The organism is Gluconobacter sp. Dm-74, assembly GCF_018256135.1.
Classification (GTDB): Bacteria; Pseudomonadota; Alphaproteobacteria; order Acetobacterales; family Acetobacteraceae; genus Gluconobacter; species Gluconobacter cadivus.
The window spans coordinates 393,811-411,049 of record NZ_JAERLX010000001.1; the positions used below are offsets into that span (position 1 = coordinate 393,811).

The 17,239-nt window shown below is 60.3% G+C and carries 22 protein-coding genes; 14 read left to right on the forward strand and 8 right to left on the reverse strand.

Going from position 1 to position 17,239, the window contains the following annotated elements; genetic code table 11:
* The first annotated feature begins 2 nt into the window (after positions 1-2).
* Together JK208_RS01825 and gloA are read left to right on the forward strand one after the other, a co-directional pair.
* The gene (locus JK208_RS01825; RefSeq protein ID WP_211574118.1) at positions 3-845 is read left to right on the forward strand and encodes a UDP-2,3-diacylglucosamine diphosphatase LpxI domain-containing protein; all 843 of its coding nucleotides are present in this window, start codon (positions 3-5) and stop codon (positions 843-845) included.
* Positions 845-1,234: a lactoylglutathione lyase gene (gloA, locus tag JK208_RS01830; protein ID WP_194261562.1), complete on the forward strand. Its 390-nt coding sequence runs from the start codon at positions 845-847 to the stop codon at positions 1,232-1,234. The genes JK208_RS01825 and gloA overlap by 1 nt, the downstream gene beginning before the upstream one ends.
* Here gloA and JK208_RS01835 read toward each other — a convergent pair.
* Positions 1,218-1,433: a hypothetical protein gene (locus JK208_RS01835; protein WP_228125349.1), complete on the reverse strand. Its 216-nt coding sequence runs from the start codon at positions 1,431-1,433 to the stop codon at positions 1,218-1,220. The genes gloA and JK208_RS01835 overlap by 17 nt on opposite strands.
* Positions 1,434-1,579: 146 nt before the next feature.
* On the opposite strand from JK208_RS01835, the gene rpmH reads away from it, so the two are divergent.
* The 6 genes from rpmH to argB all read left to right on the forward strand — a co-directional run bounded on the left by rpmH (position 1,580) and on the right by argB (position 5,803).
* Positions 1,580-1,714 (forward strand): 50S ribosomal protein L34, encoded by a 135-nt coding sequence (gene rpmH, locus JK208_RS01840; protein ID WP_062033507.1) that lies wholly within the window; start codon positions 1,580-1,582, stop codon positions 1,712-1,714.
* A gap of 11 nt (positions 1,715-1,725) precedes the next feature.
* On the forward strand, positions 1,726-2,127 hold the full coding sequence (rnpA, locus tag JK208_RS01845) for a ribonuclease P protein component (protein ID WP_194266795.1): 402 nt from the start codon (positions 1,726-1,728) through the stop codon (positions 2,125-2,127).
* Positions 2,124-2,375 (forward strand): membrane protein insertion efficiency factor YidD, encoded by a 252-nt coding sequence (gene yidD / locus JK208_RS01850; protein WP_211574119.1) that lies wholly within the window; start codon positions 2,124-2,126, stop codon positions 2,373-2,375. The genes rnpA and yidD overlap by 4 nt, the downstream gene beginning before the upstream one ends.
* A gap of 90 nt (positions 2,376-2,465) precedes the next feature.
* The gene (gene yidC / locus JK208_RS01855; protein ID WP_211574324.1) at positions 2,466-4,184 is read left to right on the forward strand and encodes a membrane protein insertase YidC; all 1,719 of its coding nucleotides are present in this window, start codon (positions 2,466-2,468) and stop codon (positions 4,182-4,184) included.
* A gap of 6 nt (positions 4,185-4,190) precedes the next feature.
* Positions 4,191-4,871 carry a ribosome biogenesis GTP-binding protein YihA/YsxC gene (gene yihA, locus JK208_RS01860; protein WP_194261669.1) on the forward strand — a complete coding sequence of 227 codons (681 nt, stop codon included), beginning with the start codon at positions 4,191-4,193 and terminating at the stop codon, positions 4,869-4,871.
* The gene (argB, locus tag JK208_RS01865; RefSeq protein WP_194261559.1) at positions 4,868-5,803 is read left to right on the forward strand and encodes an acetylglutamate kinase; all 936 of its coding nucleotides are present in this window, start codon (positions 4,868-4,870) and stop codon (positions 5,801-5,803) included. Before yihA ends, argB begins: the two co-directional genes overlap by 4 nt.
* 29 nt (positions 5,804-5,832) lie before the next feature.
* On the opposite strand, the gene JK208_RS01870 is transcribed toward argB, so the two are convergent.
* Positions 5,833-7,164 carry a GGDEF domain-containing protein gene (locus JK208_RS01870; protein WP_249201871.1) on the reverse strand — a complete coding sequence of 444 codons (1,332 nt, stop codon included), beginning with the start codon at positions 7,162-7,164 and terminating at the stop codon, positions 5,833-5,835.
* Positions 7,165-7,384: 220 nt separating this feature from the next.
* Between JK208_RS01870 and dapD the strand changes: the two genes are divergently transcribed.
* From dapD to JK208_RS01885, 3 genes are read left to right on the forward strand one after another with little or no spacing between them, the layout of a single operon-like run.
* Positions 7,385-8,215 carry a 2,3,4,5-tetrahydropyridine-2,6-dicarboxylate N-succinyltransferase gene (gene dapD, locus JK208_RS01875; protein WP_099285558.1) on the forward strand — a complete coding sequence of 277 codons (831 nt, stop codon included), beginning with the start codon at positions 7,385-7,387 and terminating at the stop codon, positions 8,213-8,215.
* Between the two features lie 5 nt (positions 8,216-8,220).
* Positions 8,221-9,366, forward strand: coding sequence for a succinyl-diaminopimelate desuccinylase (gene dapE, locus JK208_RS01880; protein WP_211574121.1), 1,146 nt, complete (start codon positions 8,221-8,223; stop codon positions 9,364-9,366).
* The gene (locus JK208_RS01885; RefSeq protein WP_349291951.1) at positions 9,363-9,986 is read left to right on the forward strand and encodes a hypothetical protein; all 624 of its coding nucleotides are present in this window, start codon (positions 9,363-9,365) and stop codon (positions 9,984-9,986) included. The genes dapE and JK208_RS01885 overlap by 4 nt, the downstream gene beginning before the upstream one ends.
* Here the strand turns inward: JK208_RS01885 and truA are convergent.
* From truA to def, 3 genes are read right to left on the reverse strand one after another with little or no spacing between them, the layout of a single operon-like run.
* A complete protein-coding gene (truA, locus tag JK208_RS01890) occupies positions 9,983-10,792 on the reverse strand; it encodes a tRNA pseudouridine(38-40) synthase TruA (RefSeq protein ID WP_194261555.1) in 810 nt (269 codons plus the stop codon). The genes JK208_RS01885 and truA overlap by 4 nt on opposite strands.
* The gene (fmt, locus tag JK208_RS01895) at positions 10,785-11,699 is read right to left on the reverse strand and encodes a methionyl-tRNA formyltransferase (protein WP_211574122.1); all 915 of its coding nucleotides are present in this window, start codon (positions 11,697-11,699) and stop codon (positions 10,785-10,787) included. Before fmt ends, truA begins: the two co-directional genes overlap by 8 nt.
* 6 nt (positions 11,700-11,705) lie before the next feature.
* Positions 11,706-12,260, reverse strand: a complete 555-nt coding sequence (gene def, locus JK208_RS01900; RefSeq protein ID WP_099285342.1) for a peptide deformylase — start codon at positions 12,258-12,260, stop codon at positions 11,706-11,708.
* 202 nt (positions 12,261-12,462) lie between these two features.
* Between def and JK208_RS01905 the strand changes: the two genes are divergently transcribed.
* The 3 genes from JK208_RS01905 to JK208_RS01915 all read left to right on the forward strand — a co-directional run bounded on the left by JK208_RS01905 (position 12,463) and on the right by JK208_RS01915 (position 13,696).
* A complete protein-coding gene (locus JK208_RS01905) occupies positions 12,463-12,975 on the forward strand; it encodes an Hsp20 family protein (RefSeq protein WP_062033469.1) in 513 nt (170 codons plus the stop codon).
* An 83-nt stretch (positions 12,976-13,058) separates the two neighbouring features.
* A complete protein-coding gene (locus JK208_RS01910; RefSeq protein WP_062033464.1) occupies positions 13,059-13,310 on the forward strand; it encodes a DUF1150 family protein in 252 nt (83 codons plus the stop codon).
* Between the two features lie 23 nt (positions 13,311-13,333).
* Positions 13,334-13,696 (forward strand): RidA family protein, encoded by a 363-nt coding sequence (locus JK208_RS01915; protein ID WP_194261553.1) that lies wholly within the window; start codon positions 13,334-13,336, stop codon positions 13,694-13,696.
* A gap of 20 nt (positions 13,697-13,716) precedes the next feature.
* Here the strand turns inward: JK208_RS01915 and JK208_RS01920 are convergent, their stop codons facing one another.
* Genes JK208_RS01920 through rpoN form a run of 3 tightly spaced genes read right to left on the reverse strand, consistent with a single transcriptional unit; the run spans position 13,717 to position 17,231 of the window.
* Positions 13,717-14,523, reverse strand: coding sequence for an aminotransferase class IV (locus JK208_RS01920; RefSeq protein ID WP_211574123.1), 807 nt, complete (start codon positions 14,521-14,523; stop codon positions 13,717-13,719).
* Positions 14,520-15,854 (reverse strand): anthranilate synthase component I family protein, encoded by a 1,335-nt coding sequence (locus tag JK208_RS01925; protein ID WP_211574124.1) that lies wholly within the window; start codon positions 15,852-15,854, stop codon positions 14,520-14,522. Before JK208_RS01925 ends, JK208_RS01920 begins: the two co-directional genes overlap by 4 nt.
* Positions 15,855-15,914: 60 nt before the next feature.
* On the reverse strand, positions 15,915-17,231 hold the full coding sequence (rpoN, locus tag JK208_RS01930; protein ID WP_211574125.1) for an RNA polymerase factor sigma-54: 1,317 nt from the start codon (positions 17,229-17,231) through the stop codon (positions 15,915-15,917).
* Positions 17,232-17,239: the final 8 nt, after the last annotated feature.

A 17,239-nucleotide genomic window follows, 5' to 3' on the forward strand; every position in this document is an offset into this window, starting at 1 on the left:
GCGTGGGCGATCGGGGCTGCATTGGCATTCTGGCTGGCTCGGGACCGCTCCCTTCGCAGGTCGCCGCTGCTGCCATTGCCAAGGGGCGCAAGGTTTTCGTCATTGGCTTCCGTGATTTCGCCGATCGCGCGCTTCTTGATCCTTACCCGCATGAGATTATTCGCCTTGCTGCTGCAGGCGATATTCTCGGAACTCTGAAGAAAAACAACTGTCGCGAACTGGTCCTGATCGGACCGGTTCGTCGCCCTGCATGGCGGGATCTGCGTCCCGACGCTGAGGGCGCGCGCATTCTGGCACGTCTCGGTCGGGCGATTTTTTCCGGCGATGACGGGCTTCTCGGCGCAATCGTCCGTGTCCTTGGCGAAGAGGGCTTTCTTGTCCGGGGCGCGCACGAATTTCTCGAACACGCTACGGGTCGTTCAGGGACATTGGGGCGTGTTTTGCCTGACGCGCAGGCCAGACAGGACATTGCTCGTGGTGTCGATGTCCTCAAAGCGATGGCTGTCCTTGATATCGGTCAGGGATGTGTGGTCCAGAACGGACTTGTTTTGGCAGTCGAGGCCTTGGAGGGTACCGATGCCATGTTGGGTCGTTGCGGGCGCCTGATGCAGGCAGGAAGTGGTGGCGTTCTGGTGAAGATGCCCAAGACCGGACAGGATCTTCGGGCGGATATGCCGACGATCGGGCCGGAGACACTGGAAAACGCGGCCCGGAACGGATTGCGGGGCGTTGCGTTCCAGCCGGGAGTAACGCTCATGACGGACCCTGACGGCTGCGTGAAACTGGCGGATCGTTACGGGCTGTTTCTGTATGGGCTGACACCGGAAGATCTGAAGGACAAGTGATGAGTACGTTTCTGCATACGATGGTGAGAATCCGGGATATCGACCGGAGTCTGGCATTCTACAAGCTCCTTGGCATGAAGGAGCTTCGTCGCAAGGAAGTCCGGGAAGGGCGCTACACGCTTGTTTTCATCGGATTCGATGATAACGAACACGGCCAGGCCGAAATCGAACTCACCTATAACTGGGATCAGGAGTCCGACTACGAGGTCGGGACCGGCTTCGGACATTTTGCAATTGGGGTTCCGGACGTGGCGGCTCTTGTTGAAACAGTCCGTACTGGTGGCGGCAAGGTGACACGGGAAGCCGGTCCGTTGAAATTCGGAACGATCATCATCGCCTTTGTTGAAGACCCCGACGGCTACAAAATCGAGCTTATCGAGAAAAAGTAGAGTTTTTAAGCAGTTTCAGGGCTTTTTCCAGCGCCTCGATGATGGTTTGCGCGTTCTGCTGGACGGTCCCGTCCTTGTGGCTGCTGAGAATATCGGCACAGAGGAGGGCAGGGGCCAGAGCATTGCGCAGGTCGTGGCGAAAGGTGGCGGCGTCCTGAAGCGCTGTGCCAGAAGACGGATTGTTACTGGACTCGGTCATAGGTTCAAGTTCCTGTAGCTCTGGCATTGACATGAAGGGCCTGCGTGCTTACAAGCCCGGGTCTCAATAACCGGGCGTTTCGTGCGCCCGATCGACGCGGATGTCCAGCAGTTGAGGCGTCCGCCTGGTTTTTAAGGATCAACGTCATGAAGCGCACGTATCAACCCTCCAAGCTGGTTCGCAAGCGTCGTCACGGTTTCCGTACGCGTAGCGAAACCGTCGGCGGCCGCCGCGTACTGGCCAACCGTCGCACCAAGGGTCGCAAGAAGCTCTCCGCCTGAGTTCGACCCAGATCGGTACGACCCATACACCGAGCCGTCTTAAAAAACGGCCGCAGTTTCTGCGTGTAGCCGGGAAAGGGCGCAAGGTCGCCACTCCCGGCATGGTTGTTCAGATCCTGCCGGATGACACAGCGACCGAAACCCGCGTTGGTTTCACGGTCACGAAAAAAGTCGGTAATTCTGTCATCCGTAACCGCACCCGCCGTCGTCTCCGCGAGGCTCTTCGCCTCGTTGCACGGGAAGACGGTTTGCCTTCCGGCGATTTCGTCCTCATCGGGCGGGACAAGACCCGTGGGCGCGAGTTCTCCCTGCTCAAAGACGATCTGCGACAGGCCCTTCGTAAAGGTCTGGATGTCAATTTCCGGGAAAAACCTTCTGGAAATCCCAATCACGCCCGGAATCGGACGAAATGATTGCGTCCCTCATCAGGAAAGCCGTCACGGCCCTGATCCTGTCGCTCATTGACGCCTACAAGCTCTTCATTAGTCCATTCATCGGCACCAACTGCCGGTTCGATCCGACATGCAGTACTTATGCGCTGACGGTGATCCGCGAGCATGGCCCCATTCGTGGTGGCTGGCTGGCCATGCGCCGGATCGGGCGCTGCCATCCCTGGTCGGAAGGGGGCACGGATCTGCCTCTAAAGCCACACCGGCATTAAAAACACCCGCCACCTATTGTTTTGGATGCGGTTTTCGGCCACTTGAAGCGCAAGCCCCATTCAGTGAGACGAAAGACCGGCATCCGCCCGATGGACATCAAGCGCATTATTGCGGCCACACTTCTCTCGGCCCTTATCCTGATCGGTTTCGACTATTTCATGCCGAAGCCCCATCAGGACGATCCCCATTCCGTCCCTCATGCGCCCGCTGCGCAGGTTCAGTCCAGCGCGCCTGCTGCCGCGTCTGACACATCTGCGGAGACGCAGGTTGCCGCACGGCGTATCCCACTATCCGGACCGGACGTGAAGGGATCCGTCAATCTGAAGGGCGCTGTTCTGGATGATCTGATTCTCACGAAATATCGCGAGACGCTTGCCAAAAACAGCCCGCTCGTGCGGTTGCTGGACAAAGCGGGAAGCGCGCATCCAAATTTCGTTGTGATCGGCTGGACGAATGCTCCCGGCTCCAACGCCCATGTGCCGGACCTGAACACGGTCTGGGACAGTGCGGACGAAACGCTGACGCCGGACCATCCGGTGACGCTGCACTGGGATAACGGGCAGGGGTTGGTGTTCTCCATCCAGATTGGGCTGGACGACCACTATATGTTTGCCGTGAACCAGACGGTCGAGAACCACTCCGCGCAGCCTGTGGCGCTTGTGCCGTTTCAGCGCGTCCAGCGGGACTATGACGCGCCGGAAGGGGCTTTCACCGCGCATGAAGGTCCGATCGCGGTCGTCGGTGGCCGGATGCAGGACGAGAGCTACAAGAACCTTCGCAAGGGTGCTGACCACCCGGACCATGTCTCCTGGTCTTCGACGGGAACGAGCGGCTGGGATGGTATCAGTGACAAGTTCTGGCTGACAGCCGTGGCGCCTGCGGACGGCACGCCCGTTATGGCGAGCTTCGCTTATGTCCCGGGCGCGCCGGCATCATATCAGGTTGGGATGTCCACACAGGCTCCCCAGCAGATCATGCCGAACGGCTCCATCACCGAAAAAAGCCATGTCTTTGCCGGTGCCAAGGTCCTCAGCTTGTTGCAGGCTTACAGTAAGCAGCTTGGAATCCCTGATCTGGATAAGGCGATTGACTTCGGCTGGTTCAGCTTCCTGACCCGTCCGCTGCTGACGCTTCTGCACTGGTTGTATCTGCATATCGGCAATTTCGGTCTTGCGCTGATGGCGCTGACGCTGATCGTCAAGATCGTTCTCTTCCCGCTGGCCTCCAAGGCGGCCCAGTCTTCGGCGCGGATGCGTCTGCTGGCACCCAAGGTCAAGGAAATCCGGGAGAAGAACAAGGACGATCCGATGGCCATGAACCAGAAGGTCATGGCGTTGTATCGCGAAGAGAAGGTCAGCCCGGCCAGCGGTTGTCTGCCGATGCTGATCCAGGCTCCGATCTTCTTCTGCCTGTACAAAATCCTGAATATCAGCATTGACGCCCGTCATGCGCCGTTCTTCGGCTGGATCCGCGATCTGTCGATGCCGGACCCGACGAACGTCTTTAACCTGTTCGGACTGCTGCCCTTCGATCCGACGCATTATTCCTCATTCCTGCATGTCAGCATCTGGGGGGCGGCGCTCGGCCTGACGTTCTGGCTGCTACAGCGCCAGACCAGTTCGACCGCAAGCCTTGATCCGGCGCAGGCACGCGTGATGCAGTTCATGCCGCTGGCTTATGTGTTCTTCATGTCCGGCTTCCCGGCCAGCCTTCTGGTCTATTACACATGGAATAACCTGCTGACGGTCGCGCAGCAGATGTTCATACAGCGCCGGACCGCTCTCCCCGTTCCGGTGTCCCGGACCTGAGGCATGATGAAAGAAATACCCGGGCCTCCGACCGAGGCCCAGATCGAGGATGGGCGGCTTCTGTTCGCTGGAGAATGTGAGTTCTTCTTCGGATCGCAGAAGATCGACCAGCTTCCTCCCATCGGTCGGCCCGAAGTGGCTTTTGCCGGACGCTCCAATGTTGGCAAATCGAGCCTCATCAATGCGCTGACGGGGCGTCGTGCGCTGGCACGGGCCTCTTCCGAGCCGGGGCGGACCAAGCAGCTCAACTTCTTCAATCTCGCTGACCGGATCTCTCTTGTAGATATGCCGGGCTACGGGTTTGCCAAGGCTGCGAAGTCGGTCAAGGAAGACTGGCAGGACATGATGTTCGCCTATCTTCGGGGGCGCACCACGCTGGAGCGGGTCATTCTGCTTCTGGATGCGCGGATCGAGCTCAAGGCGTCCGATAAAGACGTCATGGAATTGCTGGATCGTGCTGCCGTAGTGTTCCAGATCGTGCTGACCAAATGCGATCAGGTACGCCCCAAGGCGCTCGCAGCAAAGACCGCTGAAGTCGAAGCGCTGGCGCTCAAGCATGCCGCCGCCTATCCGCGGATCATCTCCACAAGCAGCGAGACCGGTTTCGGGATCGAGGATCTGCGGGCGGAAATTGCCCGTTTTGCCGTGCCACTCGAGACGTCAGGGGAAGGACAGTCCGGATCATGACCAGCAAGACCCACAGCGACAAACTGCCGGATGTGCCTCCGGTTGTGAATGCGGAAGAAGCGCAGGCACAGGCGGCCATCCTGTCCAGTGCCCTGCCGTTCCTACGCCGGTATGCCGGGGACACGATTGTCGTTAAATATGGCGGCCATGCCATGGGTGAGGGCAAGCTGGCGCATGCGTTCGGCTATGATATCGCTCTGCTCAAGCTGGTCGGGATCAATCCGATTGTGGTGCATGGTGGCGGACCGCAGATCAGCGCAATGCTGGACCGTCTCAAAATCCGCTCCGAATTCATTGACGGCCTTCGGGTTACGGACCAGTCGATGGTTGACGTGATCGAGATGGTTCTGTCAGGCAGCGTCAACAAACAGGTCGCCGAACTGATTAACCGGGCTGGCGCACTGGCTGTCGGTATTTCCGGCAAGGATGGTGGTCTGCTGCAGGCGCGCCGCCTGACACGGACAAAGCGCGATCCGGACAGTGAGATCGAAAAGGTCATTGATCTTGGTTTCGTCGGGCAGCCGGAAAAGATTGATCCGCGGGTCCTCTATGCGCTGCTCGGGGCCGGGCTGATCCCTGTGATTGCTCCGGTTGGCGTGGGTGCGGACGGCGAAACCTATAACATCAACGCCGATACGGCAGCGGGTGCGATTGCCGGTGCGGTCCATGCCTCGCGTCTGCTGATGCTGACGGATGTTCCGGGTGTGCTGGATGAAAACGGCAAGCTTATTGAGGAACTGAGCGCGGAAGAGGCCCTGCGCCGGATTGCAGATGGTTCGATTTCGGGAGGCATGATTCCGAAGGTCGAAACCTGCCTTGAAGCCGTTCGTCAGGGGGCTAAGGCGGCTGTCATTCTGGACGGCCGTGTGCCGCATAGCTGTCTTCTGGAGCTTTTCACACGGGCAGGCCCGGGGACGCTCATCAAGGCCTAAGCGGCCTGACGTTTGAATTGGGCTGGAGATTATGGCGCTTCGTGTGAGAAGCGCCATTTTCTGTTTTCGGCCAGTCCTTCCTGTAAAGCCAGCATCCCGCGCTCCAGCAGGCTTTCCGGTGTTTCCTCGGCATTGGCTTCACGGGAGACGAGCCCGAGTTGCAACGGGAGATGAACGGGAGGGTCGATCAGGATGGGAATGCCGTGCGCCGTCATGCGTTCGGCCCGTTCGGCCGCTGCGAAACGATCGCCGCCATCCATCCAAAGCCCGAAAATATTATTACTGATGCGGCCTATTGCGTCCGTGGGACGAACCGCTTTGCGGAGCAGTGCGACGCATTGCCTGAGGGCTTCTTCGCCTGCTTCAAACCCCCGTGTTTTTGAGAGTTCCGTCAGGCCGGGAACGCGCGCGATGATCAGAGTGGCGGGCATAACCTCCTGATCCAGACGGCGGGTGCGGCGGTCTATTTCCGCTTTCAAACCCTGCCAGTTCAGCAGATTGGAGGAAACATCATAGTCGGAATCGAGCAGGATCCGGCGATGAATGCTGTCCAGTTCCCAAAAACCCGCCAGCAGGGAGCAGACGGCCTGACAGAGTTGCTGTTCCGGCAGTGACCATGAGGTCGCGCGCCAGACAACCAGACACATCTGTTCGAGACTGCGGATGTTTTCGCGACAGATCATGGCATAGCGGGTACCAGCTCTGAAAACGATTGTCCCTGTCTGTGCGGGAGTGGCGGAGAGAACGGCCTGAATGTCGTCTGTCAGACTTGAGGAACTGAACAGAAGTGTTTCGGGAGCTGCCGTATCCAGCAGGGCACCCTCGGCGGCGAGTGGCTCCAGCAGAGCCTCCATGGCGGAAGCAGCGGCCAGTCGGGGTACGATCGCCTTGCGCAAAGCTGTCGTCACGGCAGCAAGAATGGCGATTCCATCGTGTTCGGGGACAGGGACGGATTCGTTTGTAAGGCTGGAAAGGGGCGCGGAAACGGCTGTGAGTGTGCCGCGTGTTCCTGTAATGCGTCCTTCGCTATCGTGAAACGGGCAGGAAGACAAGATCGCGGTCAGAGGCGGCCCTTGCGGGGGCGTGATGGAAGCGGGCGTGCCCGTATGGGGCTGAAGAATATCTACAGAATCGCATAATGCGCTGAAAGGATGCCCGATCAGAGGAGTGGTCGGCTGCCCGAGCCATGTGTCCGGGGAAATGAGAATGATGCGACTTCGGCTGTCTGTCTCGAAGACCAGATCTACCGCCTGATAAAGCAGGGAGCGCCATCGTTCACGGCTTTCCAGCGTGGACGCCAGCATGTTCCGCAGGTCCTGCTGCGTTTTGCCTGCCGCAGATGGATTCACGAACTGGGACATCAAGGAACGTATATCAGGCAAGAGTGACATATCCCGCAGAAAGCTCTAGGTTGGGCCAGCCAGTCAAAGCCCCTCGCTTTCATAAGCTTGACGGATTAAGGATTCATGAACAACGCGCGAATGTGTGTAAGGTGAACTCCGGGGTAAAGATCCGTTGACATGCACCGTCGAGAACCGCATGGTCCGGCGGATTTTCTGCTTTTCTGACCGGAACGACCTGATGCCGAATGCACCCCTTCGTACTGCCATCGAAGCCCTGTGGGAGCGTCGTACGACTCTCAGCGCCCGTACGGAAGGCGAAGACCGCGACGTCGTGGAAAAAGCCCTGTCCGGACTTGATGCCGGAACCCTGCGTGTCGCCGAGCCTTCCGAAAACGGCTGGGTTGTTCACGAATGGCTGAAGAAAGCCGTTCTTTTGTCGTTCCGTCTGAACGACAGCCGTGTCATGGAACGCGGCTGCGGTGGTGAGCCGGCCTTCGACAAGGTTCCACTGAAGTTTGACGGCTGGGACCAGTTCCGTTTCGCCGAAGCCGGTTTCCGTGCTGTTCCGGGTGCGATCGTGCGTCGTTCCGCCTTCATTGCGCCGAATGTGGTGCTGATGCCGAGCTTCGTGAATGTAGGCGCACGCGTCGACAGCGGCACGATGATCGACACCTGGGCGACCGTCGGTTCGTGCGCCCAGATCGGCAAGAACTGCCACATCAGTGGTGGTGCGGGGATCGGCGGAGTGCTGGAGCCGTTGCAGGCTGCTCCGGTCATCATTGAGGACGACTGCTTCATTGGGGCGCGTTCGGAAGTGGCCGAAGGCGTCGTGGTCGAGAAGGGTTCCGTTCTGTCGATGGGTGTGTTCCTCGGAGCGTCCACCAAGATCGTGGACCGTGCGACCGGTGAGATTTTCATGGGCCGCGTCCCGGCCTATTCCGTCGTCATTCCGGGCACGCTGCCGCCGAAAGAGCCGGGCATGCCGTCTCTGGCCTGTGCGGTGATCGTCAAGCGTGTGGATGAGCGGACGCGCTCCAAGACCTCCATCAACGACCTCCTGCGCGACTGAGTGTCGTGAGCGGATCACACCTGCCGACAGATCCCGTGACACTGGCGCAGGATCTGCTGCGTTGCCCGTCCGTGACCCCGGCCGATGGGGGCGCACAGGCGCTTCTGGCAGGTGTGCTGGAGGGGATGGGTTTTGAGACAGTCCATCTTCCTTTCGGCCCCGCTGAGGCGCCGACGCCCAATCTGTATGCCCGGCTGGGGTCGGGATATCCCGTGCTCTGCTTTGCGGGACATACAGATGTTGTGCCGCCCGGCGAAGGCTGGGCGCATGATCCGTTTGCAGCTGTGGTTCAGGACGGTCGGCTTTATGGACGCGGCATTGCGGACATGAAGGGCGGCGTGGCCTGTTTCGTGGCTGCCGTAGCCCGGCGTCTGAAGCAGGGGCCGCTGAACGGCTCCATCTCCCTGTTGATTACGGGAGATGAGGAGGGCCCCGCGCATTTCGGGACGAAGCCAGTCATCGAATGGCTTGCTGAACGGGAAGAGCTTCCGGATTTCTGTCTGCTGGGTGAACCCACGAATCCCGAGGTTCTGGGCGATGTCATCAAGATCGGCCGACGCGGCAGCATGAACGCCGTGGTGACCGTTCAGGGCATTCAGGGGCATGTGGCGTATCCGCATCTGGCGGATAACCCGGTTCATCGTCTTCTGGCAGCGTTTTCCGAACTGACGGCGCGCGAGTTGGATGCGGGGAGCGAATGGTTTGATCCATCTTCGCTTCAGGTCACCAGTATCGACGTGGGCAATCCCGCAACCAATATCATTCCGGCGCAGGCCATCGGGCGGCTGAACATCCGTTTCAATGACCTGCACACCGGGGCCGCTTTAACGGCGTGGATCGAAGATGTCGTCCGGCGTCACGCGCCTTCAGCTGATGTGCAGGTGTCCATCAGCGGTGAGGCTTTTCTGACGCAGCCCGGAGAGGCCGTAACGTGCCTGTCGGATGCCGTGCGTCAGGTGACGGGGCGTACGCCCCGGCTCGATACCGGCGGCGGTACGTCCGATGCGCGTTTCATCTCGCGCTATTGCGACGTTGCGGAGTTCGGTCTTGTGGGGGCGACCATGCACAAACGGGACGAGCATGTGGGACTTGAAACGCTGGAGGATCTGACGCGGATCTATCTGGCGTTCATGGAAGGATACGGGCTGTGAATTCCGGACGGCAGGGTTCGTTTCCTCCCTCCGGGAACATGGCCATCCCGCTGGGTGTGTGGCTTCTAGGGCGCGGGCGTTCCGAAGGGATCAACTGTTTCGCTCCGGGAGCAGGTGCGCTGTTCGCGGCTCTGGCACCCACGATCGCACTGGCGCTCATCGGTGTGTGGATGGCCTTCATGCTGCCGCCTGCCGAACGGGTCATGGGACTGGTACGGGCGGTGGTGCCGCTGGTCTGCACGTTGTTGCAGCTTGTAGTGTCAGAGCTTTACGCGGTTTTTCTGAGCCGCAAGGGGCTGTGGACGCGCTATGCGACAGCCTCTTTATGGTGTGGCTGGCTGCCGCTGGTCATGCTCATTGTGGCCCAAGGCGTGCTGCATCTTGTGTTTCCAGGGGCTGCGGCCTCCGGTCAGGCGCTGGCCGGTCTCGCCTTCGGGGCACAGCTTTATACGCTGTGGCTGACCTGGTACGTCACGAAAGTCGGGCTTCTGACGACAGGGTGGCACGCCTTCGTCATGACGCTTCTTCAGACTCTGCCGGTTGCCGCATTCCTCTGGATTCTGTGGCTTCTGCCGCCGCATTACAATGCGGTGGTGGATCTGCTCGGGATCTCGTTTTAGGTCCTGCTGAACGGATTGTCGGGATAGCCGACATCCATCAGGCAGAGCCCTTCCGGCGGGGCCGTCTGTCCTGCGGCACAGCGGTCTTTCGCTTCCAGAATCTCAATCATTTTTTCGACCGGCCACAGACCCGCGCCGATCATCATCAGGGTTCCGGCCATGTTGCGGACCTGATGATGCAGGAAGGAGCGCGCTTTCGTGTCGATCATGACCAGTTCGCCCTCGCGACGGATCGTCAGAACGTCCAGCGTGCGAACGGGACTTCTGGCCTGACAGGCGACCGCACGAAAGGATGTGAAATCATGCGGGCCGAGGAGATGGTTCGCGGCCTGCTGCATGAGATCCACATCCAGCGGGCGCTTGATATGCCAGACACGGTTTTCCATCAGACCCGGACGGGCAGGGCGGTTCAGGATCGTGTAGCGGTAGCTGCGCCATGTGGCGGAGAAACGCGCATTCCACTCTGGCCCGACTTGCGCGGCTTCGAGCACAACAACACGGTGGGGCTTGAGATGATATCCCATGCCGTCGCGGATCTGGCGGGCGTCGATCGGGGCGTCATCCGGGAAATCGAGATGGATGACCATCCCAGCGGCATGGACGCCTGCGTCCGTGCGTCCGGCAGTGATGCTGGGCACGAGCCGGTTGCGGACCAGTTTCGAGGCGGCAGCTTCGATCAGGCTCTGAATGGAGACGCCGTCATTCTGCTTCTGCCAGCCGAGATAGCCGGTGCCGTCATATTCGATGCGTAAGGCCCAGCGGTTCAGGCCGGAAGGTTCATGCTCCTGAGCCTGTGCGTCAGACAAGTCCCATCCCTTTCGGCACGGGCTGACCGCGCAGGAAATCGGCGGCGGACATCATGCTGCGCCCCGGCTTCTGAAGGCGCTCGATACGAATCGCACCGGCGCCACACGCGATCGTCAGGGCGTCGTCGAGCGTGGTGCCGGGGGAGGCGTTGTGGGCTGTGTCCGGCAGCGGAGTGGCCGTGCCGATTTTTAGCACAACACCATCGAGCGTCGTAAACGCGCCGGGCCAAGGCGTGAGGCCGCGAATCTGGCGGTCAATCTCGGCTGCTGTGCGCGTCCAGTCGATACGGCCATCGTCGCGGGTCAGGCGTTCGGCATAGGTGACGCCGTCTGCGGGCTGTGGCACGGGTGTCGGCCGCTCGGCGAGCGCACGGACGACCAGACGTCCCCCGATTTCGGACAAACGGTCATGCAACGTGCTGGCGGTATCGGTCGCGCTGATGGGCGTAGCCTCCTCCAGCAGAACCGCGCCGGTGTCGAGGCCTTCATCCATCTGCATGATGGAAACGCCGCTTAGGGTATCGCCTGCGAGGATGGAGGACTGGATGGGCGAAGCCCCACGCCAGCGCGGCAGAAGGCTGGCATGGATGTTCAGACACCCCAGACGCGGAGCGGCCAGCATTTCCTTGGGCAGAATGAGGCCATAGGCGGCGACCACCGCAGCATCGGCATTCAGGGCAGCAAAAGCGGCGTGCTCCGTTGCGTCCCGGCGAACGCGGGCAGGTGTTCGCACGTCGATCCCGGCGGCTTCAGCGGCTTCATGAACCGGAGAGCGACGCAACGCCTTGCCACGCCCTGCCGGACGCGGCGGCTGTGTGTAGACCGCAACCACCTCGTGCCCTGCTTCGAGCAACGCGTGCAGCGCCGGGACCGAAAAGTCCGGCGTTCCCATGAAAATCAGCCGCATCGGAAATCAGCGCCTTCCGAGCTTCTGCTCTTTGGCAAGGCGACGCATGATCATGTTGCGCTTGAGCGTCGAGAGATGATCGACGAACAGGATGCCGTCGAGATGGTCCATCTCGTGCTGGATGCAGGTGGCGAGAAGGCCGGATGCATCACGCTCGATCGTCTCTCCGGCGAGGTTGCGATAGCGCACGCGGATCGATTCGGGGCGGACGACTTCGGCATACTGGTTCGGCAACGAAAGACAGCCTTCCTCGCGAGCCGCCATCTGCTCTGAATCCGTAACGATTTCCGGATTGATCAGCAGCATGGGCTCACGCGGCGCGTCTTCTTCGGCCACGTCCACCAGAGCAAAGCGCATGCCAAGGCCGACCTGCGGCGCGGCGAGGCCGATGCCGGGGGCCTTGTACATGGCGGAAAACATGCCCGGAAGCTGATCGCGGATAAAGGCGATATCCTCGGGGCGGACCTCGCGGGCGACCTCCCGCAGCACGGGCTGGGGGGCGATCAGGATCGGGGTGGGCGGCACATCGTCGATGCCGGACAGGAAATCGAATTCGCTCATGCCCTGCGATGTAGCGAGCACGGGCGTCAAATGCCAGTGTAACATGCAGTGCAACATGCCATTAACGTCGGTTTTGCACGTGCTTGGTTGAGAGCAGAGCTTGCATCCCTAGGGGTGGTCACCATATCGTAGGACCAGCCAGTTGCCGCAGAATGGGACTGGCTCTGTTTTACGTCTCGCTCATGGAGGAGGCTCTCGCCCTATGTCCGGTCGCCTGTTCACGTCCCCGATGTTCCTCGGCTTCGATCACCTCGAGCAGATGCTTGAGCGTGCTGCCAAGTCGACGTCCGATGGCTATCCCCCCTACAATATCGAGCAGCTCAGCTCCACGGCCCTGCGGATTACGCTGGCGGTTGCGGGCTTCGTCATGGACGATCTGCAAATCACGCAGGAAGACAACCAGCTCGTGATCCGTGGGCGTCAGACGGATGACAGTCAGGGGCGCATTTTCCTGCATCGTGGCATTGCGGCGCGGCAGTTCCATAAAGCCTTCGTACTAGCAGAAGGCATCGAAATTGGTGGGGCATGGCTTGATAATGGCCTGTTGCATATCGATCTTCTGCGTCCCGAGCCCGAAGTTCGGGTCAAGCGGATTGCGATTTCGCAGGGGCGGAGGAGCCCGGCACCTGCTCCGACGGTTCACCACGAAGTGGTGCCGCCTGTCGTGAAAACCCGGCGCGCAACGCGTCCTGCGCGCGATATCGACGACGAATAAGACCGGCCGCGCGCTTACAATTTTTACAGACTGAACCCAAGGCCGGACGGCAGAAGCCGCTGCGGCTCCAAAAGGAAACGGAATTGAACAATCCCTTCGAAAACGGTGATCGTTCGGACGAAAAACTACCTGCGGATCTGCGCCGCATCACGGGGCCGCAGCTTTTGACGCTGGGTATGTCCCGTCTCGCCTATGTCAGATCCGTCATGCATGAGGGCGAAATGCTCGTGGCCATCCACGCTGCCGACGGCACACCCATGGCCGTTGCAGAAGACGAGGAAAGCGCGCTCGACGCCATCCTTGAGCATGAAATGATCCCGACGCTTCTTCAATAACCTCTTTCAGAAGGTCCGCCCCCATGAGCAAAAACGCCGATATTTCCCGTCACCTCGAAGAGCAGCGCCTTGCAGGCGTCGTCGTCCATAACGGGCTGGCCTATCTGGCCGGTCAGGTCGCGGACGATGCCACGCTCGATACGGAAGGGCAGACGGTTGATATCCTGCGCCAAATCGACGCGCTTCTGGCCTCGCTGGGAACGGATAAGAGCCGGATCCTGTCGGTGCAGATCTTCCTGACGGATATTTCGGAAATCGGGGCGATGAACCGCGCTTGGGATGCGTGGCTAGACACGGACAGCAAACCAGCCCGTGCCACGGTTGAAGCAAAGCTAGCCGTTCCGGAATGGCGCGTGGAAATGACGGCGATTGCTGCGCTGAAATAAGAGCAATCAGCGGGGGCGGTTCAGGCAGGAAACAGAAACGCTCTCAATCGACGGTCCAGTTCTGCGTGCAGGGGCAGATCATGGCCGTCGATGCTCGAAACGGCTGTCAGGGACAACGCATTGACCAGCCACGCCCCCGTCACCGTTTGGAGGTCCTGCGGCAGAAGCCGGCCTTCCATGCAGAAACCGCCTTCCAGCAGTCGGGCGCGGGACGTTCCGGGCAGGGCGCCGTCAGCGATGGGGGGCGTTTGCAGGCATCCCTCCCGCAAAAACAGGATGTTCGCAGCACTGGCTTCTGCAACAGCCCCTGTCGTTCCCAGAAGAAGCGCATCGTCCAGTCCTGCTGCGACGGCTTCCATGCGGCTCATAACGGAGAGCAGACAGGCCAGCGATTTGACACGCGCCAGTGGAGAATCCCCGTCCCGCCGGTAGCGGCTGAGGCCTAGCCGGACCGGAGCAGGCACGGTCATTATGGAAGCCGTGGCCTGAATGAGAACAGTCGAATGCGACGTGGCGGGGGGCACAAGGCCACGCGGTCCAGTGCCCCGTGTGACTGTCAGGCGCAGCGATCCGTCTGACAGATTCGTAACATGGAGCAGGTCGGATATGGCTTGTGTCAGCAGCGTCCGGTCTGGCGCAGACAGGCGGAGGATCGCGCACCCTTCTTCCAGCCGTGCGAAATGCCGTGCCAGATGAGGCGTTTGTCCGTTAGCAACGCGGATTGTTTCAAACAGACCATCTGCGAGCAGAAAGCCCCGGTCATTCGGGGCAATATGGGCATCTGTAATGTCCAGAAGGCGCCCGTTGAGCCAGACTGTCGTGCTCATGCTCCAAACGCTTTCAGGAGCGGGGCGACTTTCAGAAGCATTTCCTCATATTCCCGCATCGGATCGGACAGCACGGTAATGCCGCCCCCTGCGCCGACGGAGACGGTATCGCCCGATCTCGCCAGACTGCGGATAATGACGGAACTGTCCATTGCACCGTCATTCCCGATACGGAACAGGCTGCCGCAATAGGCTCCACGGGCCGAGGCTTCCAGCAGGTCGATGATCTCCATGGCCCGTTTTTTCGGTGCCCCCGTGACGGAACCCGGCGGAAGTGTGGCCTGAAGCAGATCGATGGCGTCCAGCTCGGGTCGAAGCTGTCCCTGAACAGCTGAGACCAGATGCAGGACGTGGGGAAACTGCTCAACCTTCGAGAGTTGCGGAACACGGACGGAGCCGATCTGCGAGACACGACCAATATCGTTCCGCATCAGATCCGTAATCATCAGGTTTTCGGCAAGCTCTTTTTCGTCCGCAGCCAGTATCCGGCTGTTCCGGGTTGTGTCTTCCAGAGTGTGCCCAAGGGCAATGGTGCCTTTGATGGGACGCGTCTCGATCAGCCCATCCCGCGAGAGTGAAATGAACCGTTCCACAGAAGCACTGAGCAGCGAAAAATCTGGTGTTTTCAGATACGCCCTGAATGGAGCCGGCGAGGTCTGTCGCAACGTCCGATAGGCAGCCAGTTCATCGAAATCGTCACCACATTCTGCAACCCAACGCATCGTCAGATTGGCCTGAAAAATATCCCCGGCCCGAATGAAATCGACAATGCTGCGAACTGCATCCGTCCAGACATCCCGGGACTGTTCAGGCGCAAAGTGCAGGGAAGGTGCTGTGGAGCGGATGACGGGTTGGGTCAGATCAGGGACCGGGTTTCCAGTCTGACTGATCCACCAGCAGCGTTCTTCATGCCGGTCGAACGCCAATATGTCCGTAAAGGAGGCCGCAACCAGTCTGGGCGCAGACGAAACATGACGAGACGGGACGTTTTCGAGAGCCATGCCTGCCTCGTAGCTCACCATCCCGATCACCCCGCCCGTAAAGGGAATGATGCCCTCCGCTTTTGGACAACGGGGCGCGGCAGCGGCCATACCGCGCAGATGCGTCCAGACATCGCCCTCTACGGGCACGCCGTTCCTGCACAGGTTTTCCCCCTGCCAGTTGAGGGTCTCGGCAGGGGACAGGCACAAAAAGGTCCAGCGAGCACGTTCGTCCGTGTCCGGGCCTCCGCTATCGAGAAACGCGGCCCAGGGAGCAGCCTTCATGGCAGAAAGTGCCTGTTCGGGAGGTCTCCAGGGGATTTCAATAAAAGGCAGCGGAGCGTGGGACATTCAGGCTCCGTAAGGGAAATTCTGTCAGCCTGTCAAAGCTTTGCATCTTTGCTTGAAGTGTCAGGACGTGCGCCGCAGTCGCTTGCGCTGGCTGGACTTCGCAATGCCAAGCCCTTCACGATATTTCGCAACGGTGCGGCGTTGAATGGAGAAGCCTTCTTTTTGCAGAAGGGCCGTCAGGGCATCGTCGGACAGGACGTTGTCTCCTTCAGCCGAGACGAGCGCCTGTAGACGATGCTGGATCGCATGGGCGCTCTGGGACGTGCCGTCTTCGGACGTCAGAGCCGTGGAAAAAAACAGCCTGAGCGGGACAGTGCCCTGTGGCGTGTCGATATATTTGCTGCTGACGATGCGGCTGATGGTGCTTTCATGCAGCTCCGTGCGCTCGGCGATGTCGCGCATGGTCAGCGGGCGCAGGGCGCTGGGGCCATCGCGCAGAAAATCGGCCTGATGCTGCACAATGGCGCGACCAACCGTGAGCAGGGACTGCTTGCGGCTGTCCAGCGCGCGGATCAGGGCCGTGGCCTCTGCCGCACAGGCAAGGAGCGTCTTTCCGGAATCCGTGCGTCCATCAAGCTGTCCGCGCATCGTGTCATCAAAGCGGAGTTTCGGCAGCAGGCGCGTGTTGAGGGTCAGGCGGAAGCCAGCGCCGTTGGGGCGGACGATCAGATCGGGTTCGATGGGGGGCTCGGGCGGTGGCAGGGTCAGGCCGGGACGCGGATCGAGAGCCTGAATCTCGGCGAGCATCTCAAGCAGATCGTCCTGCTCAAGAGCGCATTTCTCGCGCAGCCTGCGCCAGTCCCGCCGTGCGAGGAGGTCCAGATTATCGAGCAAAACCTGCATCGCGGGATCAAGGCGATTGCGGACGCGGAGCTGCGCCGCCAGACATTCTTCAAGCGATCTGGCGAAAAGCCCGACAGGTTCAAAATGCATGAGACTCTGACGAATGGCTTCGAGCTTTGTCGCCTCCATGCGAAGGTTGTCTGCAAGATCCGATACCGAAACGGGAAGGCGACCGCTTTCGTCCAGACTGTCCAGAAGATGCAGCGCCGCATCCTGTTCGTTCGCAGGAAAAGAGAGGCGAATCTGGAGGATCAGATCGTCCCGGGCAGATGGAAGCGGGGCCGCGGCTTCCGGGCGATCAGAGGGCGTGGTGAAGTGGTCCGGGTCGTCGTCGTGAAACTCTTCCGAAGACGGTGCAGCTTCGGGCACTGTGTCGCCGGGCTCCAGAATGAGGAGCGGATTGGTTTCGCAGACCTGTCGCAGATGCTGGGCGAGATCGATCTGCGTGTATTGCAGCAGGGCAATCGCCTGACGCAGCTGGGGCGTCATGACGAGAGACTGCGACTGACGCTGGATCAGACCCGGGACAAGCATCCCGGCAT